This is a genomic window from Streptococcus infantis (assembly GCF_047464415.1).
GTDB classification, from domain to species: domain Bacteria; phylum Bacillota; class Bacilli; order Lactobacillales; family Streptococcaceae; genus Streptococcus; species Streptococcus infantis_AE.
Genome location: NZ_JASHBX010000003.1, coordinates 13,786 through 32,518 on the forward strand (window position 1 = coordinate 13,786; position 18,733 = coordinate 32,518).

Below are 18,733 nucleotides of genomic sequence, written 5' to 3' on the forward strand. Positions count from 1 at the left end.
CTTGATTTTTCTAGCAGTTTGCAGTATGATAATTAAAAAATCAATTAGGAGATAGGGATGGCTTTTACAGATTCTCATAGACGATGCGCTAGTTTCGGTGTAGTGACCAATTTACCCGACGATGTTATCGATTCAATCTGGTATATAATCGATCATTTTTTAAAGCATGTTTTTGATCTAGAAGATGAATTGGAATTTCGGCTTTTGAATAATGAAGGCTCCATCACTTTTCGTTTTTCTAGTCAACATCTTCCAACAACGATTGACTTCGACTTCAACCATCCCTTTGACCCTCTCTATCCACCTAAAGTTCTGGTCTTGGATATGGATGGGAAGGAAACCATTCTCCTACCAGAAGAAAATGACCTATTTTAAAAACTCTAGCTTCCCCTATCTACTTAGGAAACTAGAGTTTTCTTTTTGCTAATAAATAGAACGACTGACTACTATACCACTTGGTTTGGTATATTCTAAATCAAGATAATCCTGATAAGTTCCTGGGACGATAAATCCTTGGGGGCTGAGAATGTCTGTTCCAGCTTTACCCACGATAGAGTCAGCTAATAAGACACAATTTGTACTGAGAACAAAATAGGTCTTAAACTTAGACGAACTAAACTTATAAAGAGCGGCATCAGCCTCGTGTTTCAGCTGATAAGAGTAGGTATGATTGATTTCTCCTTCTCTTCTTTTCATGAGTTGAGAACTTGGTTCCCAAGGAATTAAGAGTTCTTCAATTTCTCTCAGTTGTTCTTCTATAGCTTTTTTCTGTCGCTCAGACAAGCTTAATCCATAGGCGAATAGAGTTTTCTGACTTTCTCTCTTACAGAGTTCGATATACTTTTCTCGATTAGCCTTAAATAAAACCCCATCCCCAATCATCCCAAATAAACGCTCCGAGTGCGGATCATAAGAACCATAGGAAATAACCTGACCTTGATAGCAGATATCCACATGCCCCATGGCTAAAAAGAAAGAGGATTCTGAAGTATGGATAAAAATTTCCATATCAACTGTCTGATCATTTTTTCTCTCTGAATGTACTTTCCCTTCTTCGGACTCATGATTAGAAAACCATTTATTCAATCGACGTAGGGTATTGATAGGAATTAGAGCTGTTACAAAAATGGGCAGGGTCATTCGTATCTTCCGCTTAAGCTTAGGATTACGGATTCCTTTTTCAAAAAAGAAACCATCTCTGAGACTACTTGCCCCTAACATCAGTAAGTAAAAACCAAGTAAGAGCAATTCAAAATTTGTTGCATCATGAAAAGGGGAGATACTATAGAAACCAAATCCCATCATCCACAAAGCATCAAATAAGTAATTGAGCCTCGGATGGATATGATTATTTCGGTAAATCAACCAGGTAATCAGGCTAATCAAACCTGTAAACAATTGATAACTTCCAATAGCAATGACTAAGACATAGAGGGCTATCCCTTGCAGGATGACTGACTCAAATAGAATGACAGCAAGTCCTAACTTGGCTATGGTTACAAAAATATTTTCTCTACAGGACTTTTCCTGAAACCATCGTGTCAATAAATGCCAAACAGTCGACAAGGAAAAGTAGGCCATCAAGAGTTGATAACCAAGCCTCGGTACAATCTGTCCAAAACAAATCAAGAGAAAACCTAGGATAATAACTAGCATTCCTTCCCCTAGACTTTTCCATTTACTATAAGTTTCGAAAAACTTAGGCATTTTCTTTCTCCAATTGACGATACAAGTGGCGGATCGGTTGTTTCAGTGTTGGATGGATGAAATGCGGAGCTATTTCTTGGAGTGATTCTAGGACAAAGAGGCGTTCAGCAATATAAGGATGAGGCAAGATGAGGTCGTCTGTATAGATGATCTGGTCCTCTACAAAAAGCAAATCCAGGTCAATCAAGCGAGGTCCCCAATGAATCTCTCTAACCCGTCCCATCTCTGATTCAATCTCTAACAAGGTTTCTAACAAGATTGGAGCTGGCAACCAGGTTTCCACTTCAATGACTTGATTGGCAAAGCTATCCTGCTCCACACCACCCCAAGGCTCGGTCGTAATCACACTAGATTCTTTGAGAATATGGATACCACGATCTTGCATTTTGTCAATCGCTTGCTGGAGATTAGCCGTCTTATCCCCCATATTGCTTCCTAAAGCGATAAAGGCACGCTGTTTGCGACGGTGGATGGTTACTGAACAAGTATCCAGCGGTAGATGGATAGGTGCCCAAGGTTTTTTTAGTTCCAGCTCAATCTCTTGAACGAGAGGGTAGGTCTCAAAAGTACGCTCTACTAGTTTGTAGGCTACTGTTTCAATCAAGTCCTCAGTATTTTCCTGAAACCATGTCGTCCATTTCTGGCAAAGTTCTCCGTAATGGACAGAAGCAGTTAAATCCAAGTCTGTCGCAGCCTTGGTCATATCATAGGATAGGGTAGCTGAAACGACAAACTTCTGCCCCAGTTCCTTCTCACTAGGAAAGAGTCCATGAAAGGCGAAAATTTCTAGGTCTTTAATTCGCAGTTGATCCATAACTAGTCCTTTCTAGAAAAATCCGCTTAACGCGGATTTTTTAAAGTCCCATGAGACGATAAGCTTGATCACGAAGATCCTTATCTGTCTCAAATAGACCACGAGCCACTGTGGTCAAGGTTGCAGTTCCTGGTTTTCGAACACCGCGCATACTCATACACATATGTTCTGCTTCAATGACAACGAAGGCTCCCTTGGCTCCCAAATACTCCATCAAGGCATCAGCCACTTCGATATTCAAACGCTCTTGAATCTGTGGCTTTTTAGAGTAGACTTCCACCGTACGAGCTAACTTTGATAAGCCTGCTACACGCCCATCAGGAATGTAGGCAATATGAGCTCGACCATAAAATGGTAAAAAGTGGTGTTCACACATGGTATGGAAAAAGATATCCTTTTCCACTACCATATTGTCATCAATAATCTCAAAGGATTTTGACAGGTGCTCTTCAGCAGTTTGCCCAAGACCTGAAAAAATCTCTTGGTACATACGAGCGACACGGGCTGGTGTTTCCTGCAAGCCTTCGCGATTTGCATCCTCACCAACTGCCTCGATAATCATTTTTACAGCTTCTTCAATTTTTTGTGTATCCATTCTAATTTTTCCTCTCCATTAGGTAGGTTCTCACTTGGGCTAAAAAGTATAATGAGCCCGTGATAATCCTAACTGTTTTTTTCTCTTCATTTTCTGATAATTTTTTGTCTAGAAATTCCTGCCAACTTTGGTAGTTGAGATTTCTAGAATCAGCCATCTCTTTCAAGACTTTTTCATCCGTCGCCCGACTATCCTCAAAATGAGTTAGTGTAATCTTAGTATTGGACAAAGTTTCTAGCAAGTCCAACATATCCTCCAAGGCCTTAGTTTTGATACAAGTAAAGAGGATTTCCTTCTGATAGTCCGTAAAGCGTTCTTTCAAGGTAGCCAACAAGGCCTTGATGGCATGGGGATTGTGGGCCCCATCTAAAATCATCAAGGGTTCCCTATAAATAACTTCCAAGCGTCCAGGCCAGCTTGTTTCTTCCAAAGCTTGAGCCACTAAAGCATTATCTGGTAATTTTTGACCAGTCTCTTTGCAATAGCTATCTAACAAGGCCAGCGCCATCCCTGCATTCTCTATCTGGTGCAAACCAAGCAATCCTGTTTGGAAACGACCTTGTCTGATTGAGCTTGAATAATCAAAAATTTCGCCCGTCTCCACACTCTCATGATGGCTAACTTGATAATCTTCCCCATAAGCAAGCCTAGAAGCTTGTTTCGCTTTCGCAATCTGATCGATAACCGACAAGGCTTCTGGGACAATGTGTCCTGTCACTAGAGGAACTCCTTGCTTGATAATCCCTGCTTTCTGCTCTGCTATGGCTTCCAAGCTATCCCCTAAAAGCGCTACATGGTCTAATCCGATAGTCGTGATGCCTGTTAGGATAGGTTGACAGACATTAGTACTATCCAAAAGTCCGCCCATACCAACTTCCATAATCGCCACATCGACTTGCTCAGAAGCAAAATAGTCATAAGCTATAGCAGTGATAATCTCAAATTCTGTCGTTCCTTGCAAGGCTTGAGCATGCTCCCCTTCAAGTAGTGAACGATAATCCACCATCAAGGACTCTAATCTCGCTTCTGGGATAGATTCCCCATTAATGACAATCTGATCGGTATAATGAATCAGATAAGGAGAGCTAAAGACACCAACTCTTAGTCCCATCTTTTCCAACAGATTCTTCAAAAAGGCTATAGTAGAGCCCTTTCCATTGGTCCCACCAATATGGATAACCTTGAGTTTAAGATGAGGATTACCACGTAAAGCTAATAGCTCCACCATCCTCTCCAGACCAAAATGCGGTTGATCTGTCCGGTAGTTTGCTATCCACTGGTTCGTTTCGTTTTTATTCATATTATTTATATTGTTTCAAATCTAAATTTTCCGCATGGTCTGCCAGACGGATGGCTGATGCAACTTCGATTGCCATCTTGTGGCTGGCTACATCATGCACGCGCACCACTTCTACACCCTGTCTAGCAGCAATGCTAGTCACATGAGCCGAAGCAATATCACGATTGCGGAAGCCAGCTTCAGTATCTGGCTTGACTTCAAATCCATTTTCTTCAAGGATATTGATGACAAAGCGCTTGCGAGAAACTCCTAAAAAGATAGGATAGCCCATTTTGTGCAATTTTCCAAGATCACGTAGGAGGATGAGATTTTCCTTTTTGGTCAAGCCAAAGCCAATCCCAGGATCCAGCATGATGTTTCCTTTCGAAATTCCTGCTTTTTCCGCTCTTGCTAGAGCACGGTCAAAGAAGGCTATCATCAATTCTTCTACTGGTAGTTGTTCAAAGTCTGCTAAGTCTTCCTTTGTAAAAGTCTCTCCAAATCCAAAATGAGGAAATATGAGTGAACTAGGGTGCTGAGGGCGTGCCATGACTGGATTAAACATGATGACTACCCGAGCTCCAGCCCTGGCAACCACCTCTGCCATCTTCTCATCACCCATGAGTCCTGTAATGTCATTGACTATATTAGCCCCAGCTCGTAAAGCCGCTTCTGCCACCTGGCTCTTCCAAGTATCTACCGAAATCCGAACATCACTTTCTTGACGAATAGCCTGAATGACTGGAACCACACGCTGGATTTCCTCTTCTATCTCAACATAGCTACTCCCAGGTCGAGTGGATTCTCCACCGATATCTAAGATAGTGGCACCTTCAGCTATCAATTTTCGAGCCTGCTTCAAAGCTTCCTCAACAGCAAAAAACTGGCCCCCATCAGAAAAAGAATCTGGGGTGACATTGATAATTCCACAAATAGCTGTTTTTGTAAGATTGTCTCTTTTTTCCACGTTCATCACTCAAATTTCATTTAGATTGGTATTCCTCTATTTTACTGTTTTTTTTGGATTCTGTCCAATTATCCCTCGGTACTCCCATACTTTAAAAGAGCGCAAAAAAAGGAGAAGCTGAGTTCTCCTTTTTTATATTCTTATTTTTCAGTCAAAGCTGCAAGTCCTGGAAGAACTTTACCTTCAAGAAGTTCCATTGAAGCGCCTCCGCCCGTACTAATCCATGAGAACTTGTCTGCACGACCAAGGTTGATAGCTGCGGCAGCTGAGTCACCACCACCGATGATTGATTTAACGCCTGGTTGTTTCACGATAGCGTCCATCACACCGATTGTACCAGCTTGGAAGTCAGGGTTTTCAAATACACCCATAGGTCCGTTCCATACAACTGTTTTAGCACCAGTCAAAGCTTCGTCAAATTTAGCGATAGATTTTGGACCGATGTCAAGACCAAGGAAACCTGGGTCAACTGCTTCACCTTCAGTGTCTTTCACTTCAGTGTAGTCAGCAAATGCGTTCGCTTCTTTTGAGTCAACTGGCAAGATCAATTTGCCGTTTGCTTTTTCAAGAAGAGCTTTCGCAACATCCAATTTATCTTCTTCTACAAGTGAGTTACCGATTTCGATACCTTGTGCTTTGTAGAATGTGTAAGTCATCCCACCACCAATAAGAACTTTATCAGCTTTTTCAAGCAAGTTTTCGATAACACCGATCTTGTCTGAAACTTTTGAACCACCAAGGATAGCCACGAATGGACGTTCTGGAGCTTCAACTGCTTCTTGAATGTAAGCAATTTCGTTTTCAAGAAGGAATCCAGCGACTGCTTTTTCAACGTTTGCTGAGATACCAACGTTAGATGCGTGTGCGCGGTGAGCTGTACCGAATGCATCGTTTACGAAGATACCATCTCCAAGTGATGCCCAGTATTTACCAAGTTCAGGATCGTTTTTAGATTCTTTCTTACCGTCAACATCTTCAAAACGAGTGTTTTCAACCAAAAGAACTTGTCCATCTTCAAGAGCGTTGATAGCTGCTTCCAATTCAGCACCACGAGTTACACCTGGAAGGAAAGTAACTTCTTGACCCAATTTAGCAGCCAAGTCAGCAGCTACAGGAGCAAGTGATTTACCAGCTTTGTCTGCTTCTTCTTTTACACGTCCAAGGTGAGAGAAAAGAATCGCACGTCCACCTTGTTCAAGGATGTACTTGATAGTTGGAAGAGCTGCAGTGATACGGTTGTCATTAGTAATCACGCCATCTTTTACAGGAACGTTGAAGTCAACACGAACGAGAACTTTTTTCCCTTTCAACTCAACGTCTTTAACAGTCAATTTTGCCATTTGGAAAGACTCCTTAATTTTTTTTACGTGTTAATTATATCACAAAATCAATAAAAGAGATAGCAAAACCTTAAACTTTTATCCACAACAATTTTTCTCGACTAAGTAAGGACAGTGCTTGTAACTACGACAGAATACTCTGCCATTTTTATTCTCCTCCCCTATACAAAAAGATTTGACACTTAAAAGTCAAATCTTTTTATTATATGAAGTCAGTGTTAGATACACTCTCTATCTTAATCTTCTTTTTTCTTTTGAGCGAGAAGTCCAAAGCCACCTAAAACTCCGACCAAGCCAAGGGCTAGGAGGTTTGCATCTACTTCTGCACTTGTATTTGGAAGTTGTTTTCCTTCAGTCTTTTCAGCTTGTACTTGTGCTTCTGCTTTTGCTGGTTCTTGCTTCGCTGCTTGGCTTACTTGAACTGACGCAACGGATGTTTCAGTTTTAGGTTCTGTTTTTGTAGTTTCCTTCTTAGTATCTTGAGTAGCTGGAGCAGGTGTAACTGGTCTGTCACCTGGTACTTTAACTACTTTTTTACCGACTTCAACAATTTCAGTTACGGCTTCCTTGAGAACTTCTGTCCCCTTAAGACTGCGATGTCCTTCAGAATCAATCTCTACAAGGTTTCTACGAAGGCCTGCAACTCCTACTTGAACCAAGCGACGTTCTCCTACTGGGAGGCTAGGATTTACTCGTTCTTCATGTCCATAGGCAAGAACTTCTTCTTCCACAACCAAGCTTGGTTTCTTAACTTCTAAGACTTTTGGACCGTCAAGCGGTTGAGTGCTACTTTCAATCTTAGTACCAATCTTAGTACCAACCTCAGTAATCTCTGCCACTGCTTCCTTGACGACTTCTGTCTGAAGAAGAGTACGGTTGCCTTTGGCATCCACTTCAATCAAATGACGGATTTGTCCTTCTGCACCAGCCTGAACGAGACGTCGTTCACCCAATAAGAGGTCTCCTGACGGACGTTCTTGACGCTCGAAGGCTTGAGTTTCTGTCTCAACCACTAATTCAGGTAGTGCTTCAACTGTTGGCGCAGTTTCACCTTCTTCTAAGCTACCCACATGATGGCTTTCTTTAACAAGGAGTTTTTTATTGAGTTCTTCCTTGAGGTTTGCAAATGCTTCTGGAGTTGGCGTTTGTGAAGACAACAAAGCTTCAGCTTCCGCAATCAACTCAGATTGAGGATCTTTTTCAATGACGGATTCGAGCAAGCTTTCCAATTCTTCTCTAGCAGTTTGATAACGTTGATTGCCATCCAATTCAGTACCAGCTTGTTTCAAGTCATTCAAGGCTTGGTTGACTGCTTCTTGACTAGCATCATGATTTTCTAATATCGCTTTCGCTGCTTCAATCTTCTCAACTAGAGCTGCTTGTTTTGCTGCATCAGCAAATGTATAAGCTATTGTTTCTTTGCGTCCTTGAGCAGATGTGATTTCTTGTTTCAGATATTCGTCGTTGACAGCCGCTTTAGGTGATACTAGAACATCAAAGTCGACAGTTTGTCCTTGATAGTGTAACTGAAGTTTTTGACGGCCTGTTTTTTGAGCATCATAGCCTGTAATTTCGACTCCTTGGTCTGTAAAGTTATGTTCAGTCTCCGTTTCATCATCATACAAGACCTTGAAACGTCCTTCTGATAAGTCAAGAGTATCGCCTACAAAGTAATCAATTTTTGGTTGCTTGCTAATATACAAGGCTGCGACTTCTTTTGGACCAGCTTCTTCACCTGTCACTTGAACCTTAAAGCTTCCTGCAACAGGTAGACCAAGATAGGTCACTGTTAACTCTTGCTCGCCGTGACGGTGACCGTTGACTACAACACCTGCATGGCTAAGGTTGATGACTTCATCTGCTTCTTCCCCTTCGTATTTGACACGGAGAAGACCACCTTTGAGATTCAATTCCTCGCCATCTTGGTAACTTGTCTTTTTAGGTGTCGCTTCTAGACTGACAGACTTAATCTTTCTATCATCCCGAGGAATCGTTACAGCAAGAGTATTACTGATTTCTTTACCTGGCAATTGTGTACGATAGTAAAGAAGGCTCGGACGTTTTTCAAAGCTCAATGGTTCTGTCGCCAAATCCCCTCCAACTGCTGTATTTAAGGTAGCGATTGGAGTTTGTGAATCTGCCTTGTCATAAACTGTGATGGTTGCCCCAGCAGGAACTTCTGAGAATCCAAGCTGAATCTTATTGTCCGTTAGGACACGCGCTGCCACTTTAGCCATTGGAATGTTTTGACTCTCCGTATCAAGAGCTTCATACATCTTCCAGTTGTAGATACGAATAGCTTTCCATGGTGTTCCATTGTCAGATGTGATAACATTCAAACGCCAGTCTTGGGCCGTAATTGGACTATCAAGAGTAATATCTGAAACATGGGCTTTATTGCCACGAACTTCTTTAGCTAGTTTCCATTCTCCAGCTTCATCCTTGTAGTAGAGGTCGAAGTCCTTCGTATTCATCAAGCCGTCATTAACAGATTCTCCACCAGCACCGGCATGGTCCATGACCCATCTAACGACACGGCGTGGTTGTGTCAAACGGATATCAACGCTACCACTCAACTGAGCAGAAGACCATTTATCAGATAGGCTGGTGATCGTACCATTCAACATACCTTCGATACCTTCGCCGCCTTCTGTATTTGGGAAGGTACTTCCGATAACAGTAGCTCCTGGAACGATGTTTTCTGCTAGAGGTCTTGGAAGACTGGTATCTTGGACCGTCATTCCCCAGTCAAAGTTTGTGGTTGCAGCTTCAGAACGAAGGCCATTCTTACCAACTGCGACAACCTTCAACTCTTGACTGGTTCCAGTCGCAGTAGCTGAACGGCTAACTTTGGGAAGATAAATCGTAGTAGCAGATGAACCTGTCAATAGACGCCAAGCATCGCCATCCTTCTCATAAACTTCATAGAAATCAGCATCTTTGTTACCTGTAAATTGGACAATGGCTTCCGCTTCTTGGGCATTTTTGAGAGATTGTTTGGCTACTTTAAGAGCTGTTGGTGCTTGAGGAGCCTCTTGATTATCTGACACGGTCAACTCACCCAAGTTAAATTGATAATCCTTAAGAGCAGCAGTATTTTCGAAAGTAAGTTTGATACCGTAAATGGTCTGACCTGCCAAGGCACTCAAGTCAAATTCGTCTTTTGTCCAATCGTCGGATAGAGTCAGTTCTTTACGAGCATTCTCACCACCATAAGTATAGTTTTTCTGAGTCGCAAATTCTACATAAACCTTGCTTCCCTTACCACCTTTATGGGCAACACGAAGTTTTGTTTTATCTGTTACTTCCAGTTTTGTAGAGTAAAGACGAACATCTTGGTTGGTATTTTCGGCTAAATCACCTGCAAATTTGAGTGAGTTACCGCCATTGTAGGCATCTTCAAAGTCATAGTCAGCTTGGAGTTTAGCAGCTGAAGATGTTTGCCACCAACGCCATGTAGGCAAGATACCAGATACAGAGCGATAGTTCCATTCAGAATCCTTGGAAACTTTACCGTCTACAAACCACTTCTTCCCATGTCCTGTGTTAAAGGATGTTGTAAAGGTACGGCCTACTGCTGGTGTGCGGTCAGCTACGAGGTTAGCAATCCCGTACCAGTCCTTGTCATCTGGTTTTTGGCCAGTTGGATCTCCTTGGTAACCTGTGAAGAAGATATTTTCATTCTTATGATAGTCTTCACCTGTTTTCCCAAGACTCGTGATAGTATCTGGGGCAAAAAGTCCAAGTGATAAGCGAAGTTTGCCATTCTCATCAAAAAGGGCATCCCATTTCACTTTTGTCTTGTAAGAACCACCTTGTTGCAATTCCAAACCTGCAAAAACATCATACTGACTGCGTTCTAGCCATTTGGCCATAGCTACAGAATAGTCATTTTTCTCTTTGGTCCAGTTAAAGTTGGCAAAGAAGTGATCTGCAGGAACCTTGTCTCCTTCTTTTTGCATGAATGGATAGTTGTACTCGCCTAGTCCGTCTTCATGATAACGACCATATTCATAGGTCATGGCATCATACCAAGAATACTTGACAGGATGGTTGACTTTGGCAGCATATTCCTTGGTATAAAGCATGAAGTCACGCATCTTCTTACCAAGGGGCGTTACGATATCACCTGTTGTTTCTTGGTTGATAAAGTAACCATCAAAGCCGTAGTATTTAGCCAAATCAACTAACTTGCGAGCGATAGGGAATGTTCCGTCTTCGTCTTGTTGAAGGGCTGCAGCAAATTTTTCTTGGTCTGCAATACTGTTAGACCAGTTAAAGAACAAAGTTCCTAATACAGGAACACCATTACGGTGACCAGCATCAATCACGTCTGGAGTTGGAACAAGCCCTTCCCAGAAGACCATGGAATTCAAGTATTGCCAGTAGTCAAAAGCATAGGCCTTAAACTCTTCACCACCTACAGAAGCGTGGTCTTTAGCCTTAGAGTTGGTATTGGCAAGAGCTTCAACCTTGGCGTCCTTATTGGCTTTTTCGTTGACTACATGTCCACGGTAACGTTTAGCCAATTCAACTGAAGAACGGTTAATAGCGTCATCTTCACGGGCACCTGGTTCCCATTTCAACAAATCTTCCCAGGTGTCAAACTTAATTTCTTTTGGTCGAAGACTTTTTTCTTCTTTCTTAGGAACGTCAGCGACAGTAGCTTTTTCTTCTGGCTTATTTTCTGTAGTAGCAGGCGTTTCTTCAGCCTTAGGCGTTTCAGCAACTGGATTAGTTGCTTCCTTATCAGCTGCAGTCAATTGATCCAAACTTGGTTTCTCTTCTGAAACAGGCTGCTCGCTTGTCTTATCTTCCGTCGCTTCCAGCTCCTTCAATACTTCTGGTGCTGGTGTGGTTGCTTCTGCTGGAGTAGTGGTTGACGGTTGCTCTGAAGCTACTGCTGTAGTTGTTGCCCCATTTTCTGGAACGACAGACTCTTCAGCCAAAGCTGGACCTGCAAATAGAACTGAACCAATCATCAATGAGCAGGCACCCACTGACAATTTCCGAATACTATAGCGACAATGTTTTTCAAAAAATGGATTCTTCATCTTTTTCTCCTTTGACTTTCCGTAAAAGTAAGCGCTTTATTTTTGAATTAAAAAAGTAGCTGTTCCAAAAATATACAGAACAGGTCATTTTTATTTTACGATATTTAGAAAAAGAGTCAACACTAGCCCTTCAAGAACTATAAAGAAGTGAAGAATTAATATAAATTAGACAATCATTGACCATTTTTCGAATAAAATCAACATTTTTCTCAAAAAAAGAGCATTTACTACTTGTTAGATTTACTTTTATCCTTTAAAATAGAATGGGAGAAATTCCGCGATTATTTTTCGGAGGAAAAAGAAAATGTCCATTAATTGGCAGGAAATTATTTTTCACTTTTTAGGTGGTCTGGGTCTATTTTTATATAGTATCAAGACCATGGGAGACGGTTTGCAACAAGCTGCTGGAGACCGCCTTCGATATTACATTGACAAGTACACAAGTAATCCCTTCTTAGGGGTTTTAGTCGGGATTGTCGTCACTGCCCTAATCCAGTCAAGTACAGGTGTAACGGTTATTACGGTTGGACTAGTCAGTGCTAGTCTCCTCACCCTTAGACAGGCCATCGGGATTATCATGGGAGCCAATATTGGAACGACCGTAACGTCCTTCATCATCGGTTTCAAACTTGGCGAGTATGCCCTACCCTTGATTTTCCTTGGAACCATGTTCTTATTCTTTACAAAAAACCGTACTGCAAATAATATTGGACGTATCCTTTTTGGTGTGGGTGGTATCTTCTATGCCCTTAACCTCATTAGTGCTGGGATGAGCCCTCTTAAAGACTTGCCTCAGTTTAAGGAATACATGGTTACCTTGGGTCAAAATCCTATCTTGGGAGTTGTGGCTGGTGCAGTTATTACCGTTCTGATTCAGGCTTCTTCTGCAACCATCGGGATCCTACAAGGTCTTTATGCAGGTGGATTCCTCGATCTCAAAGGGGCACTACCAGTCCTATTCGGAGATAATATCGGTACAACCTTAACGGTTATTATCGCAGCAGCCGGAGCAAACATCTCTGCTAAACGGGTTGCAGCAACACACGTTACCTTTAACGTTTTAGGAACCATCCTCTGCTTAATCTTGTTAGGCCCATTCACTTCGATGATCGAGTACTTCCAGGCACTACTTCACCTCTCACCTGAGATGACGATTGCCTTCTCACACGGTGCCTTTAACGTAAGTAACACCATTGTACAATTCCCATTCATCGGTGCTCTGGCTTACTTTGTTACTAAGCTAATCCCTGGTGAAGACGAAGTCGTTAAATACGAACCACTTTATCTGGATGAACAACTCATCAAGCAAGCTCCTTCTATCGCTCTAGGAAATGCCAAGAAAGAACTCTTGCACTTAGGAAACTATGCGGTTAAAGCATTTGACCTCTCTTACGACTACATTATCAATTCTAATGAAAAAGTCGCAGAAAAAGGACACAAGACTGAAGAAGCTATCAACACAATCGACGAGAAATTAACACGTTACCTCATTAGTCTATCTAGTGAAGCATTGAGCCAAAAAGAGAGTGAAGTCTTAACCAACATCCTTGACTCTTCTCGTGACTTGGAACGTATCGGTGACCACGCTGAAGCTTTGATTAATCTTAACGACTACTTGCAACGCAAGAATGTTCAATTCTCTAACTCAGCCCTAGAAGAGTTGGAAGAGATTTACCGTCAAACAAGCGATTTCGTTAAAGATGCTCTTGAAAGTGTTGAAAACAATGACCTTGAAAAAGCTCAAGCTCTTATTGAACGCCATGAAGCCATCAACAAGATGGAACGTGTCCTTCGTAAGACTCACATCAAGCGCCTAAACAATGGTGAATGTTCTACCCAAGCAGGTGTCAACTTTATCGATATCATTTCACACTATACTCGTGTGTCAGACCACGCTATGAACCTTGCTGAAAAGGTTTTGGCTGAACAAATTTAATCATGACCACCCGTCTAACGGGTGGTTTGAACCAGGGCTATAAGCCCAAATTACCAGCCAGCGCCTAAAGACGCTGGCTTTCACGTTGTTCAAGCCTCATTGCTCTTGACTCGTCACTTACCTCTTAAAGAGGCGTGAGTATTACTTACCACTATCCCTAAAGGGATCCTCATATTCTTTTACACTCAATTTATCTAGTGCTATATCATACTTTTCCTGATCTTGAATATATTTCTTAATTGTGGCTTCATTAAGCCCTACTGTACTCACATAGTAACCTTCTGCCCAGAAATGCCGATTCCCAAACTTGTACTTGAGATTAGCGTGTTTGTCAAACATCATGAGTGCACTTTTACCTTTTAAATAACCCATGAAACTTGAAACACTTATCCTCGGTGGAATACTGACTAACATATGCATTAAATGGCCCTCGATAATCTCAACACCTTTATAACTACATAATCGGCGGAATATTTCTCCCAAACTACTTCGATATTGATTATAAATGACTTTTCGTCTATACTTAGGGGTGAACACAATGTGATACTTACAGTGCCACTTTGTGTGTGATAAACTATGTGTCTTTTGTGCCATGGTTTTCTCCTTTCGCTTTACAATTGGCTTGAACACCTTTATTGTATCGCGTTTGGAGTTTTTTTGGTATAACCTTCGATGCGCACCCGCATAGCGGGTGGTTTATTTGTCTCGCATCTCACGGAGCGAGACGGACTGAAAGTCACATAAATATAAAAAAATGCTTTGATTCTTTCGAATCAAAGCATTTTAAATAGCTCTCCAATCATAAAGGAAGAGGCAGCTGCACCCTTGTACCTTGCTTCTTCCTTTTTGATATAGCGGGCCAGATTAACTAACTCTGGCGCTGGTGTTCTAGGATTCTTGAGGAGTTCAAGTGTGACTAGCCCTGAAAGTCGGACTGCAAGCAAGCGCTCATTGGTGCTGGGCAATTGCTTAGCAGTTTCTAGGAGTGCAGCCACTAAATCTTCACTCAAGTTTTTACGGGCATGATTGTAAAGGTCCCGTATCAAGGTTTCTAGGTTTGGTTCTTCCATACCTATCACCTCCATCTTTTTAGTTTAGTAATTTTTGATCAAATCTACTGTAGAACGATCCAATTTTTTAACCAAGGCTTGTAGAAAAGCTTGGGCTTCAAGAAAATCGTCCATAGCATAAAGTGTTTGATGAGAGTGGATATAACGAGCGCATACACCGATTGTTGTTGATGGGACACCACCATTTTTCAGATGAGCTGCACCTGCGTCAGTTCCACCTTTTCCACAGTAGTATTGGTACTTGATACCAGCTTCTTCAGCAGTTGTCAAAAGGAAGTCCTTCATGCCTGGGAGAAGCAAGTGACCTGGATCGTAGAAACGAATCAAGGTTCCATCACCAATCTTACCTTGACCACCATAAACATCACCTGCTGGTGAGCAATCCACCGCAAAGAATACTTCTGGATCAAATTTTGTTGTAGATGCATGGGCACCACGAAGTCCAACTTCCTCTTGGACGTTAGCACCAAGGTAAAGTTCATTTCCCAGTTTTTGACCTGACAAGTTTTCAGCTAACTCGCTAACCATAAGCACACCGTAACGGTTATCCCATGCTTTTGAGATGATATTTTTTTCATTAGCAGTTAGGATTGCGCTACTATCTGGCACGATTGTGTCCCCAGGACGGATACCAAAACTTTCAGCTTCTTCCTTATCCGCAAAACCACCGTCAAAAACGATATCTGAAATAGCTGGCATGGTTGGGCCACCTGTACCTCGAGTCAAATGTGGAGGTACTGAACCTGAGATGACTGGAATTTCACGTCCTTGGCGCGTAAAGAGTTTAAAACGCTGGCTGCTAACAACCATAGGGTTCCAACCACCAATGCTGACTACTCGGAAGGTTCCGTCTGGCTTGATTTCACTTACCATAAAACCAACTTCATCCATGTGAGAGGCTACCAAGACACGAGGTGCATTCGTAACTTCTGAATGTTTGATACCAAAAATGCCACCCAAGCCATCAGTCACAACTTCATCCACGTGAGGTGTTAATTTTTCACGAAGATAAGCACGTACAGGTGCTTCATGACCTGAGATAGCGGAAAGTTCTGTTACTTCTTTGATTTTAGAAAATAATGTTGTCATTTCTATCCCTTCTTTCTTTCAACCATTTTACCACTTTTTATAGGAGAAGGGTAGTAGGAAGTTAGATTTCTAAATTGTACCTTTTCCACTTTCTACAAATCCTATTTTATTTTCTAAGTAGTAAAACAGTATTCCCTTGTATATGAGGAAAGGTCTAAAAAAATTATAACACCAACGTCTTTACTTTTATGAAACTATAAAAAATATTTGACTTTTTCTTCTACATTTTTTAAAATAGAACAAAATTAGAAAAAGGAAAAAATCATGACTAAAACAATTCTTGTTACAGGCGGTGCTGGCTACATTGGCTCACATACTGTCAAAGCTCTTTTAAATGCTGGATATCGGGTTCATGTCCTAGATAACCTCTCTACAGGAAATCGTTCAGCTGTAGATAGTCGTGCTAGCTTTAAACAACTGGATGTTTATGATGCTAGCGCCTTAAAAGCTTACTTAGAAGGAAATCAGATTGATGCTGTTCTGCATTGTGCAGGTGAAATTGTTGTGAGCGAAAGTATTGAAAATCCAAGCAAATACTTCACTGCCAATGTTGCTGGTATGAACCAAGTTCTCAAAGTCTTATCTGAAGTTGGCATTCAAAAAATCATGTTCTCTTCGACTGCATCCCTCTATGGTAATAACTGTATTGACAAGCCAGCAACTGAAGATACCCTACTCGACCCTGTCAACCCTTATGCAGAGACAAAACTGATGGGCGAACGAATGATTTACTGGATGGCTAATCGTTATGATTGGAAATATGTCATTTTCCGCTATTTCAATGTAGCTGGTGCAGAAATGGATGCTTCAAATGGTCTCCGTGTAAAAAATCCAACTCACATCATTCCCAACATCAACAAGACTGCATTGGGACAAAATGATAGCCTAAAAATATTTGGAGATGACTACGATACACGTGACGGTTCATGTATTCGGGATTACATTCATGTCTTGGACCTTGCACAGGCTCATGTTAAAGGAATGAACTACCTATTTCAAGAAGACAGTTCTTCTCAAATCTTTAACTTAGGAACTGAAAAAGGTTATACCGTCAAAGAAATCTTTAAAACTGCTGAAGAATTACTGAATCAAAAAATCCCACACGAAATTGTTGCTCGCCGTGCTGGTGACCCAGCTAGCGTCCTAGCAGACGCATCAAAAGCTAAAAAATATCTTGATTGGAAGGCTAGCTACTCCCTTGAAGATATTATTTTATCAGATTATCATTGGCGTGTTAAAGAAGGCAAAAACATTTTGGAATAAATAACAGAAACATCAATAATAAATAAAAACACAGATAGATGGCACTTGATAAATACCAAGTATCATCTATCTGTGTTTTATACATTAGAAGCCAATTTTATCTTGTATTTCGCTTTAATGAAAAGTAGTCTGGTACTGGATCTTTACCCGTTTCAGACCAAGGATGGCAACGTAATATCCTAGCCAAGCCCATCAAAACTCCCTTGAATCCATGTTTTTCAATTGCCTGAATCATATAGTTTGAACAACTAGGCTCAAATCTGCAGGACGGTGGAAAAGCTGGCGAGATAAAGCGTTGGTAAAAGCGCACTGGCGCAATTAAGATTTTTTTCATTATTTATTATTTGTTACAGCCATGGTGTGTAGTTGGCTGATTTCTTTTTTATTGAGACGGCGTGATTCTCCTGGACGAAGTCCTGTCAAGTCTAGATGACCAAAACGAGTTCGAGAAAGTTTATCTACTTGGAGACCAACAGCTTCAAACATTTTTTTGACCTGGTGATTGCGTCCTTCATGAATGGTCAACTGAACAACTGAACGGTTTTTAACTGGATCCACTTTAAGAATCTCATAAACAGCTGGCTTGGTCTTCTTGCCATCAATCTCAACCCCTCGAGTCAAGGGACGGAGATTTTCTTTATTGGCAATCCCTTTCACACGCGCAACATAGACCTTGTCAATCTCATTACGAGGGTGAATCATCTCATCTGTAAAGTCTCCATCATTGGTCAAAATCAAAACTCCAGACGTATCCCAGTCCAAACGTCCCACAGGGTAGATACGCTCTTTAACATTGGGCAAAAGGTCGACAACAGTCTTACGACCCTTGTCATCTGTCACACTGGAAATCACACCGCGTGGTTTATTGAGCAGATAGTAGACCTTTTCTTCGTTATAGATTGGTTGTCCTTCAACTTCGACCTTGTCGCCTGACTTGATAGTCGTTGCTAGTTCACGAACCACTTGGCCATTGACAGTTACCAAGCCTTGCTTGATCAACTCTTCTGCTTTTCTCCTACTGGCCACACCTGCGTGGGCAATATATTTATTGATTCTCATCTTCTTCTATCCTTTCACCAAATAATTGGCTTTCTTGTGCTTGAATGTCAAGCTCATCAATCACGGGCAACTCTTCCAAATGGTTAATGCCCATATAATCCAGAAAATAATCCGTCGTTACATAGAGATTAGGGCGTCCAAGAACTTCTTTTTTCCCGTCTTCTTTTATCAAGTCAAAGGCTTGCAACTTAGCTAGCGCTCCACTTGAATTACCCCCCCGAATAGCATCGATCTCTATCCGTGTGATAGGCTGCTTGTAAGCAATGATGGACAAGGTTTCAAGGGCAGCCCGAGACAGGCTCTGATTGATGGGTGCCTTAGAGTATTCTTTCAAAATTGCTGCAAATTGAGGCTTGGTTACCAATCTGTAGGCACCACCTGTCTCAATCAAGGCTAAACTGGAATCCTGGTCTTTTTCATACTTTTGAACTAACTTTTCTAAGCTTTGCTGAATCCCAGTCGGTGGCAAAGAAAGGAGTTCAGCCAACTGTCGAATCCTTATCCCCTCTTCACCCGCTACAAACAAGAGCGCTTCTATTTCTGCTAAAGTACTCATATTT

At 41.6% G+C, this 18,733-nt stretch carries 16 protein-coding genes; 3 read left to right on the top strand and 13 right to left on the bottom strand.

Annotation, left to right across the window (positions count from 1 at the left end; all coding sequences use genetic code 11):
- The first annotated feature begins 57 nt into the window (after positions 1-57).
- On the top strand, positions 58-375 hold the full coding sequence (locus tag QM460_RS02365) for a DUF960 domain-containing protein (protein WP_060955265.1): 318 nt from the start codon (positions 58-60) through the stop codon (positions 373-375).
- A gap of 48 nt (positions 376-423) precedes the next feature.
- Here the strand turns inward: QM460_RS02365 and QM460_RS02370 are convergent, their stop codons facing one another.
- The 7 genes from QM460_RS02370 to QM460_RS02400 form a co-directional block, all read right to left on the bottom strand.
- Positions 424-1,707, bottom strand: a complete 1,284-nt coding sequence (locus QM460_RS02370) for a DUF308 domain-containing protein (protein WP_414289136.1) — start codon at positions 1,705-1,707, stop codon at positions 424-426.
- The gene (gene folK, locus QM460_RS02375; protein ID WP_414289137.1) at positions 1,700-2,521 is read right to left on the bottom strand and encodes a 2-amino-4-hydroxy-6-hydroxymethyldihydropteridine diphosphokinase; all 822 of its coding nucleotides are present in this window, start codon (positions 2,519-2,521) and stop codon (positions 1,700-1,702) included. The genes QM460_RS02370 and folK overlap by 8 nt, the downstream gene beginning before the upstream one ends.
- 40 nt (positions 2,522-2,561) lie before the next feature.
- On the bottom strand, positions 2,562-3,116 hold the full coding sequence (gene folE, locus QM460_RS02380; protein ID WP_000380927.1) for a GTP cyclohydrolase I FolE: 555 nt from the start codon (positions 3,114-3,116) through the stop codon (positions 2,562-2,564).
- A 1-nt stretch (position 3,117) separates the two neighbouring features.
- Positions 3,118-4,416, bottom strand: a complete 1,299-nt coding sequence (locus QM460_RS02385) for a bifunctional folylpolyglutamate synthase/dihydrofolate synthase (protein ID WP_414289138.1) — start codon at positions 4,414-4,416, stop codon at positions 3,118-3,120.
- 1 nt (position 4,417) lies between these two features.
- The gene (folP, locus tag QM460_RS02390) at positions 4,418-5,368 is read right to left on the bottom strand and encodes a dihydropteroate synthase (protein WP_414289139.1); all 951 of its coding nucleotides are present in this window, start codon (positions 5,366-5,368) and stop codon (positions 4,418-4,420) included.
- Positions 5,369-5,502: 134 nt separating this feature from the next.
- Positions 5,503-6,702, bottom strand: coding sequence for a phosphoglycerate kinase (locus tag QM460_RS02395; protein WP_001096781.1), 1,200 nt, complete (start codon positions 6,700-6,702; stop codon positions 5,503-5,505).
- Positions 6,703-6,938: 236 nt separating this feature from the next.
- Positions 6,939-11,756 carry an endo-beta-N-acetylglucosaminidase gene (locus QM460_RS02400; protein ID WP_414289140.1) on the bottom strand — a complete coding sequence of 1,606 codons (4,818 nt, stop codon included), beginning with the start codon at positions 11,754-11,756 and terminating at the stop codon, positions 6,939-6,941.
- Positions 11,757-12,060: 304 nt separating this feature from the next.
- Between QM460_RS02400 and QM460_RS02405 the strand changes: the two genes are divergently transcribed.
- On the top strand, positions 12,061-13,692 hold the full coding sequence (locus QM460_RS02405; RefSeq protein ID WP_049527702.1) for a Na/Pi cotransporter family protein: 1,632 nt from the start codon (positions 12,061-12,063) through the stop codon (positions 13,690-13,692).
- Positions 13,693-13,833: 141 nt separating this feature from the next.
- On the opposite strand, the gene tnpA is transcribed toward QM460_RS02405, so the two are convergent.
- The 3 genes from tnpA to pepA form a co-directional block, all read right to left on the bottom strand.
- Positions 13,834-14,286 carry an IS200/IS605 family transposase gene (tnpA, locus tag QM460_RS02410; RefSeq protein ID WP_414289141.1) on the bottom strand — a complete coding sequence of 151 codons (453 nt, stop codon included), beginning with the start codon at positions 14,284-14,286 and terminating at the stop codon, positions 13,834-13,836.
- A 179-nt stretch (positions 14,287-14,465) separates the two neighbouring features.
- A complete protein-coding gene (locus QM460_RS02415) occupies positions 14,466-14,762 on the bottom strand; it encodes a bacteriocin immunity protein (protein WP_414289142.1) in 297 nt (98 codons plus the stop codon).
- 24 nt (positions 14,763-14,786) lie between these two features.
- Positions 14,787-15,851 (bottom strand): glutamyl aminopeptidase, encoded by a 1,065-nt coding sequence (pepA, locus tag QM460_RS02420; RefSeq protein ID WP_414289143.1) that lies wholly within the window; start codon positions 15,849-15,851, stop codon positions 14,787-14,789.
- Positions 15,852-16,115: 264 nt separating this feature from the next.
- On the opposite strand from pepA, the gene galE reads away from it, so the two are divergent.
- The gene (galE, locus tag QM460_RS02425) at positions 16,116-17,114 is read left to right on the top strand and encodes a UDP-glucose 4-epimerase GalE (RefSeq protein ID WP_414289144.1); all 999 of its coding nucleotides are present in this window, start codon (positions 16,116-16,118) and stop codon (positions 17,112-17,114) included.
- 97 nt (positions 17,115-17,211) lie between these two features.
- Here galE and yidD read toward each other — a convergent pair whose 3' ends face one another.
- Genes yidD through scpB form a run of 3 tightly spaced genes read right to left on the bottom strand, consistent with a single transcriptional unit; the run spans position 17,212 to position 18,729 of the window.
- A complete protein-coding gene (gene yidD / locus QM460_RS02430) occupies positions 17,212-17,448 on the bottom strand; it encodes a membrane protein insertion efficiency factor YidD (protein WP_414289145.1) in 237 nt (78 codons plus the stop codon).
- Positions 17,448-18,173: a pseudouridine synthase gene (locus QM460_RS02435; protein WP_016466836.1), complete on the bottom strand. Its 726-nt coding sequence runs from the start codon at positions 18,171-18,173 to the stop codon at positions 17,448-17,450. The genes yidD and QM460_RS02435 overlap by 1 nt, the downstream gene beginning before the upstream one ends.
- Positions 18,160-18,729: an SMC-Scp complex subunit ScpB gene (gene scpB, locus QM460_RS02440; protein ID WP_414289146.1), complete on the bottom strand. Its 570-nt coding sequence runs from the start codon at positions 18,727-18,729 to the stop codon at positions 18,160-18,162. Before scpB ends, QM460_RS02435 begins: the two co-directional genes overlap by 14 nt.
- Between the last annotated feature and the right edge of the window lie 4 nt (positions 18,730-18,733).

Excerpts from the sequence above, each read along its gene's own strand:
- pepA (WP_414289143.1), bottom strand. The coding sequence starts at position 15,851 with ATGACAACATTATTTTCTAAAATCAAAGAAGTAACAGAACTTTCCGCT.
- folK (WP_414289137.1), bottom strand. The coding sequence starts at position 2,521 with ATGGATCAACTGCGAATTAAAGACCTAGAAATTTTCGCCTTTCATGGA.
- tnpA (WP_414289141.1), bottom strand. The coding sequence starts at position 14,286 with ATGGCACAAAAGACACATAGTTTATCACACACAAAGTGGCACTGTAAG.
- QM460_RS02365 (WP_060955265.1), top strand. The coding sequence starts at position 58 with ATGGCTTTTACAGATTCTCATAGACGATGCGCTAGTTTCGGTGTAGTG.
- QM460_RS02405 (WP_049527702.1), top strand. The coding sequence starts at position 12,061 with ATGTCCATTAATTGGCAGGAAATTATTTTTCACTTTTTAGGTGGTCTG.
- yidD (WP_414289145.1), bottom strand. The coding sequence starts at position 17,448 with ATGAAAAAAATCTTAATTGCGCCAGTGCGCTTTTACCAACGCTTTATC.
- QM460_RS02370 (WP_414289136.1), bottom strand. The coding sequence starts at position 1,707 with ATGCCTAAGTTTTTCGAAACTTATAGTAAATGGAAAAGTCTAGGGGAA.
- QM460_RS02395 (WP_001096781.1), bottom strand. The coding sequence starts at position 6,702 with ATGGCAAAATTGACTGTTAAAGACGTTGAGTTGAAAGGGAAAAAAGTT.
- scpB (WP_414289146.1), bottom strand. The coding sequence starts at position 18,729 with ATGAGTACTTTAGCAGAAATAGAAGCGCTCTTGTTTGTAGCGGGTGAA.
- QM460_RS02435 (WP_016466836.1), bottom strand. The coding sequence starts at position 18,173 with ATGAGAATCAATAAATATATTGCCCACGCAGGTGTGGCCAGTAGGAGA.
- QM460_RS02415 (WP_414289142.1), bottom strand. The coding sequence starts at position 14,762 with ATGGAAGAACCAAACCTAGAAACCTTGATACGGGACCTTTACAATCAT.
- folP (WP_414289139.1), bottom strand. The coding sequence starts at position 5,368 with ATGAACGTGGAAAAAAGAGACAATCTTACAAAAACAGCTATTTGTGGA.
- QM460_RS02385 (WP_414289138.1), bottom strand. The coding sequence starts at position 4,416 with ATGAATAAAAACGAAACGAACCAGTGGATAGCAAACTACCGGACAGAT.
- folE (WP_000380927.1), bottom strand. The coding sequence starts at position 3,116 with ATGGATACACAAAAAATTGAAGAAGCTGTAAAAATGATTATCGAGGCA.
- QM460_RS02400 (WP_414289140.1), bottom strand. The coding sequence starts at position 11,756 with ATGAAGAATCCATTTTTTGAAAAACATTGTCGCTATAGTATTCGGAAA.
- galE (WP_414289144.1), top strand. The coding sequence starts at position 16,116 with ATGACTAAAACAATTCTTGTTACAGGCGGTGCTGGCTACATTGGCTCA.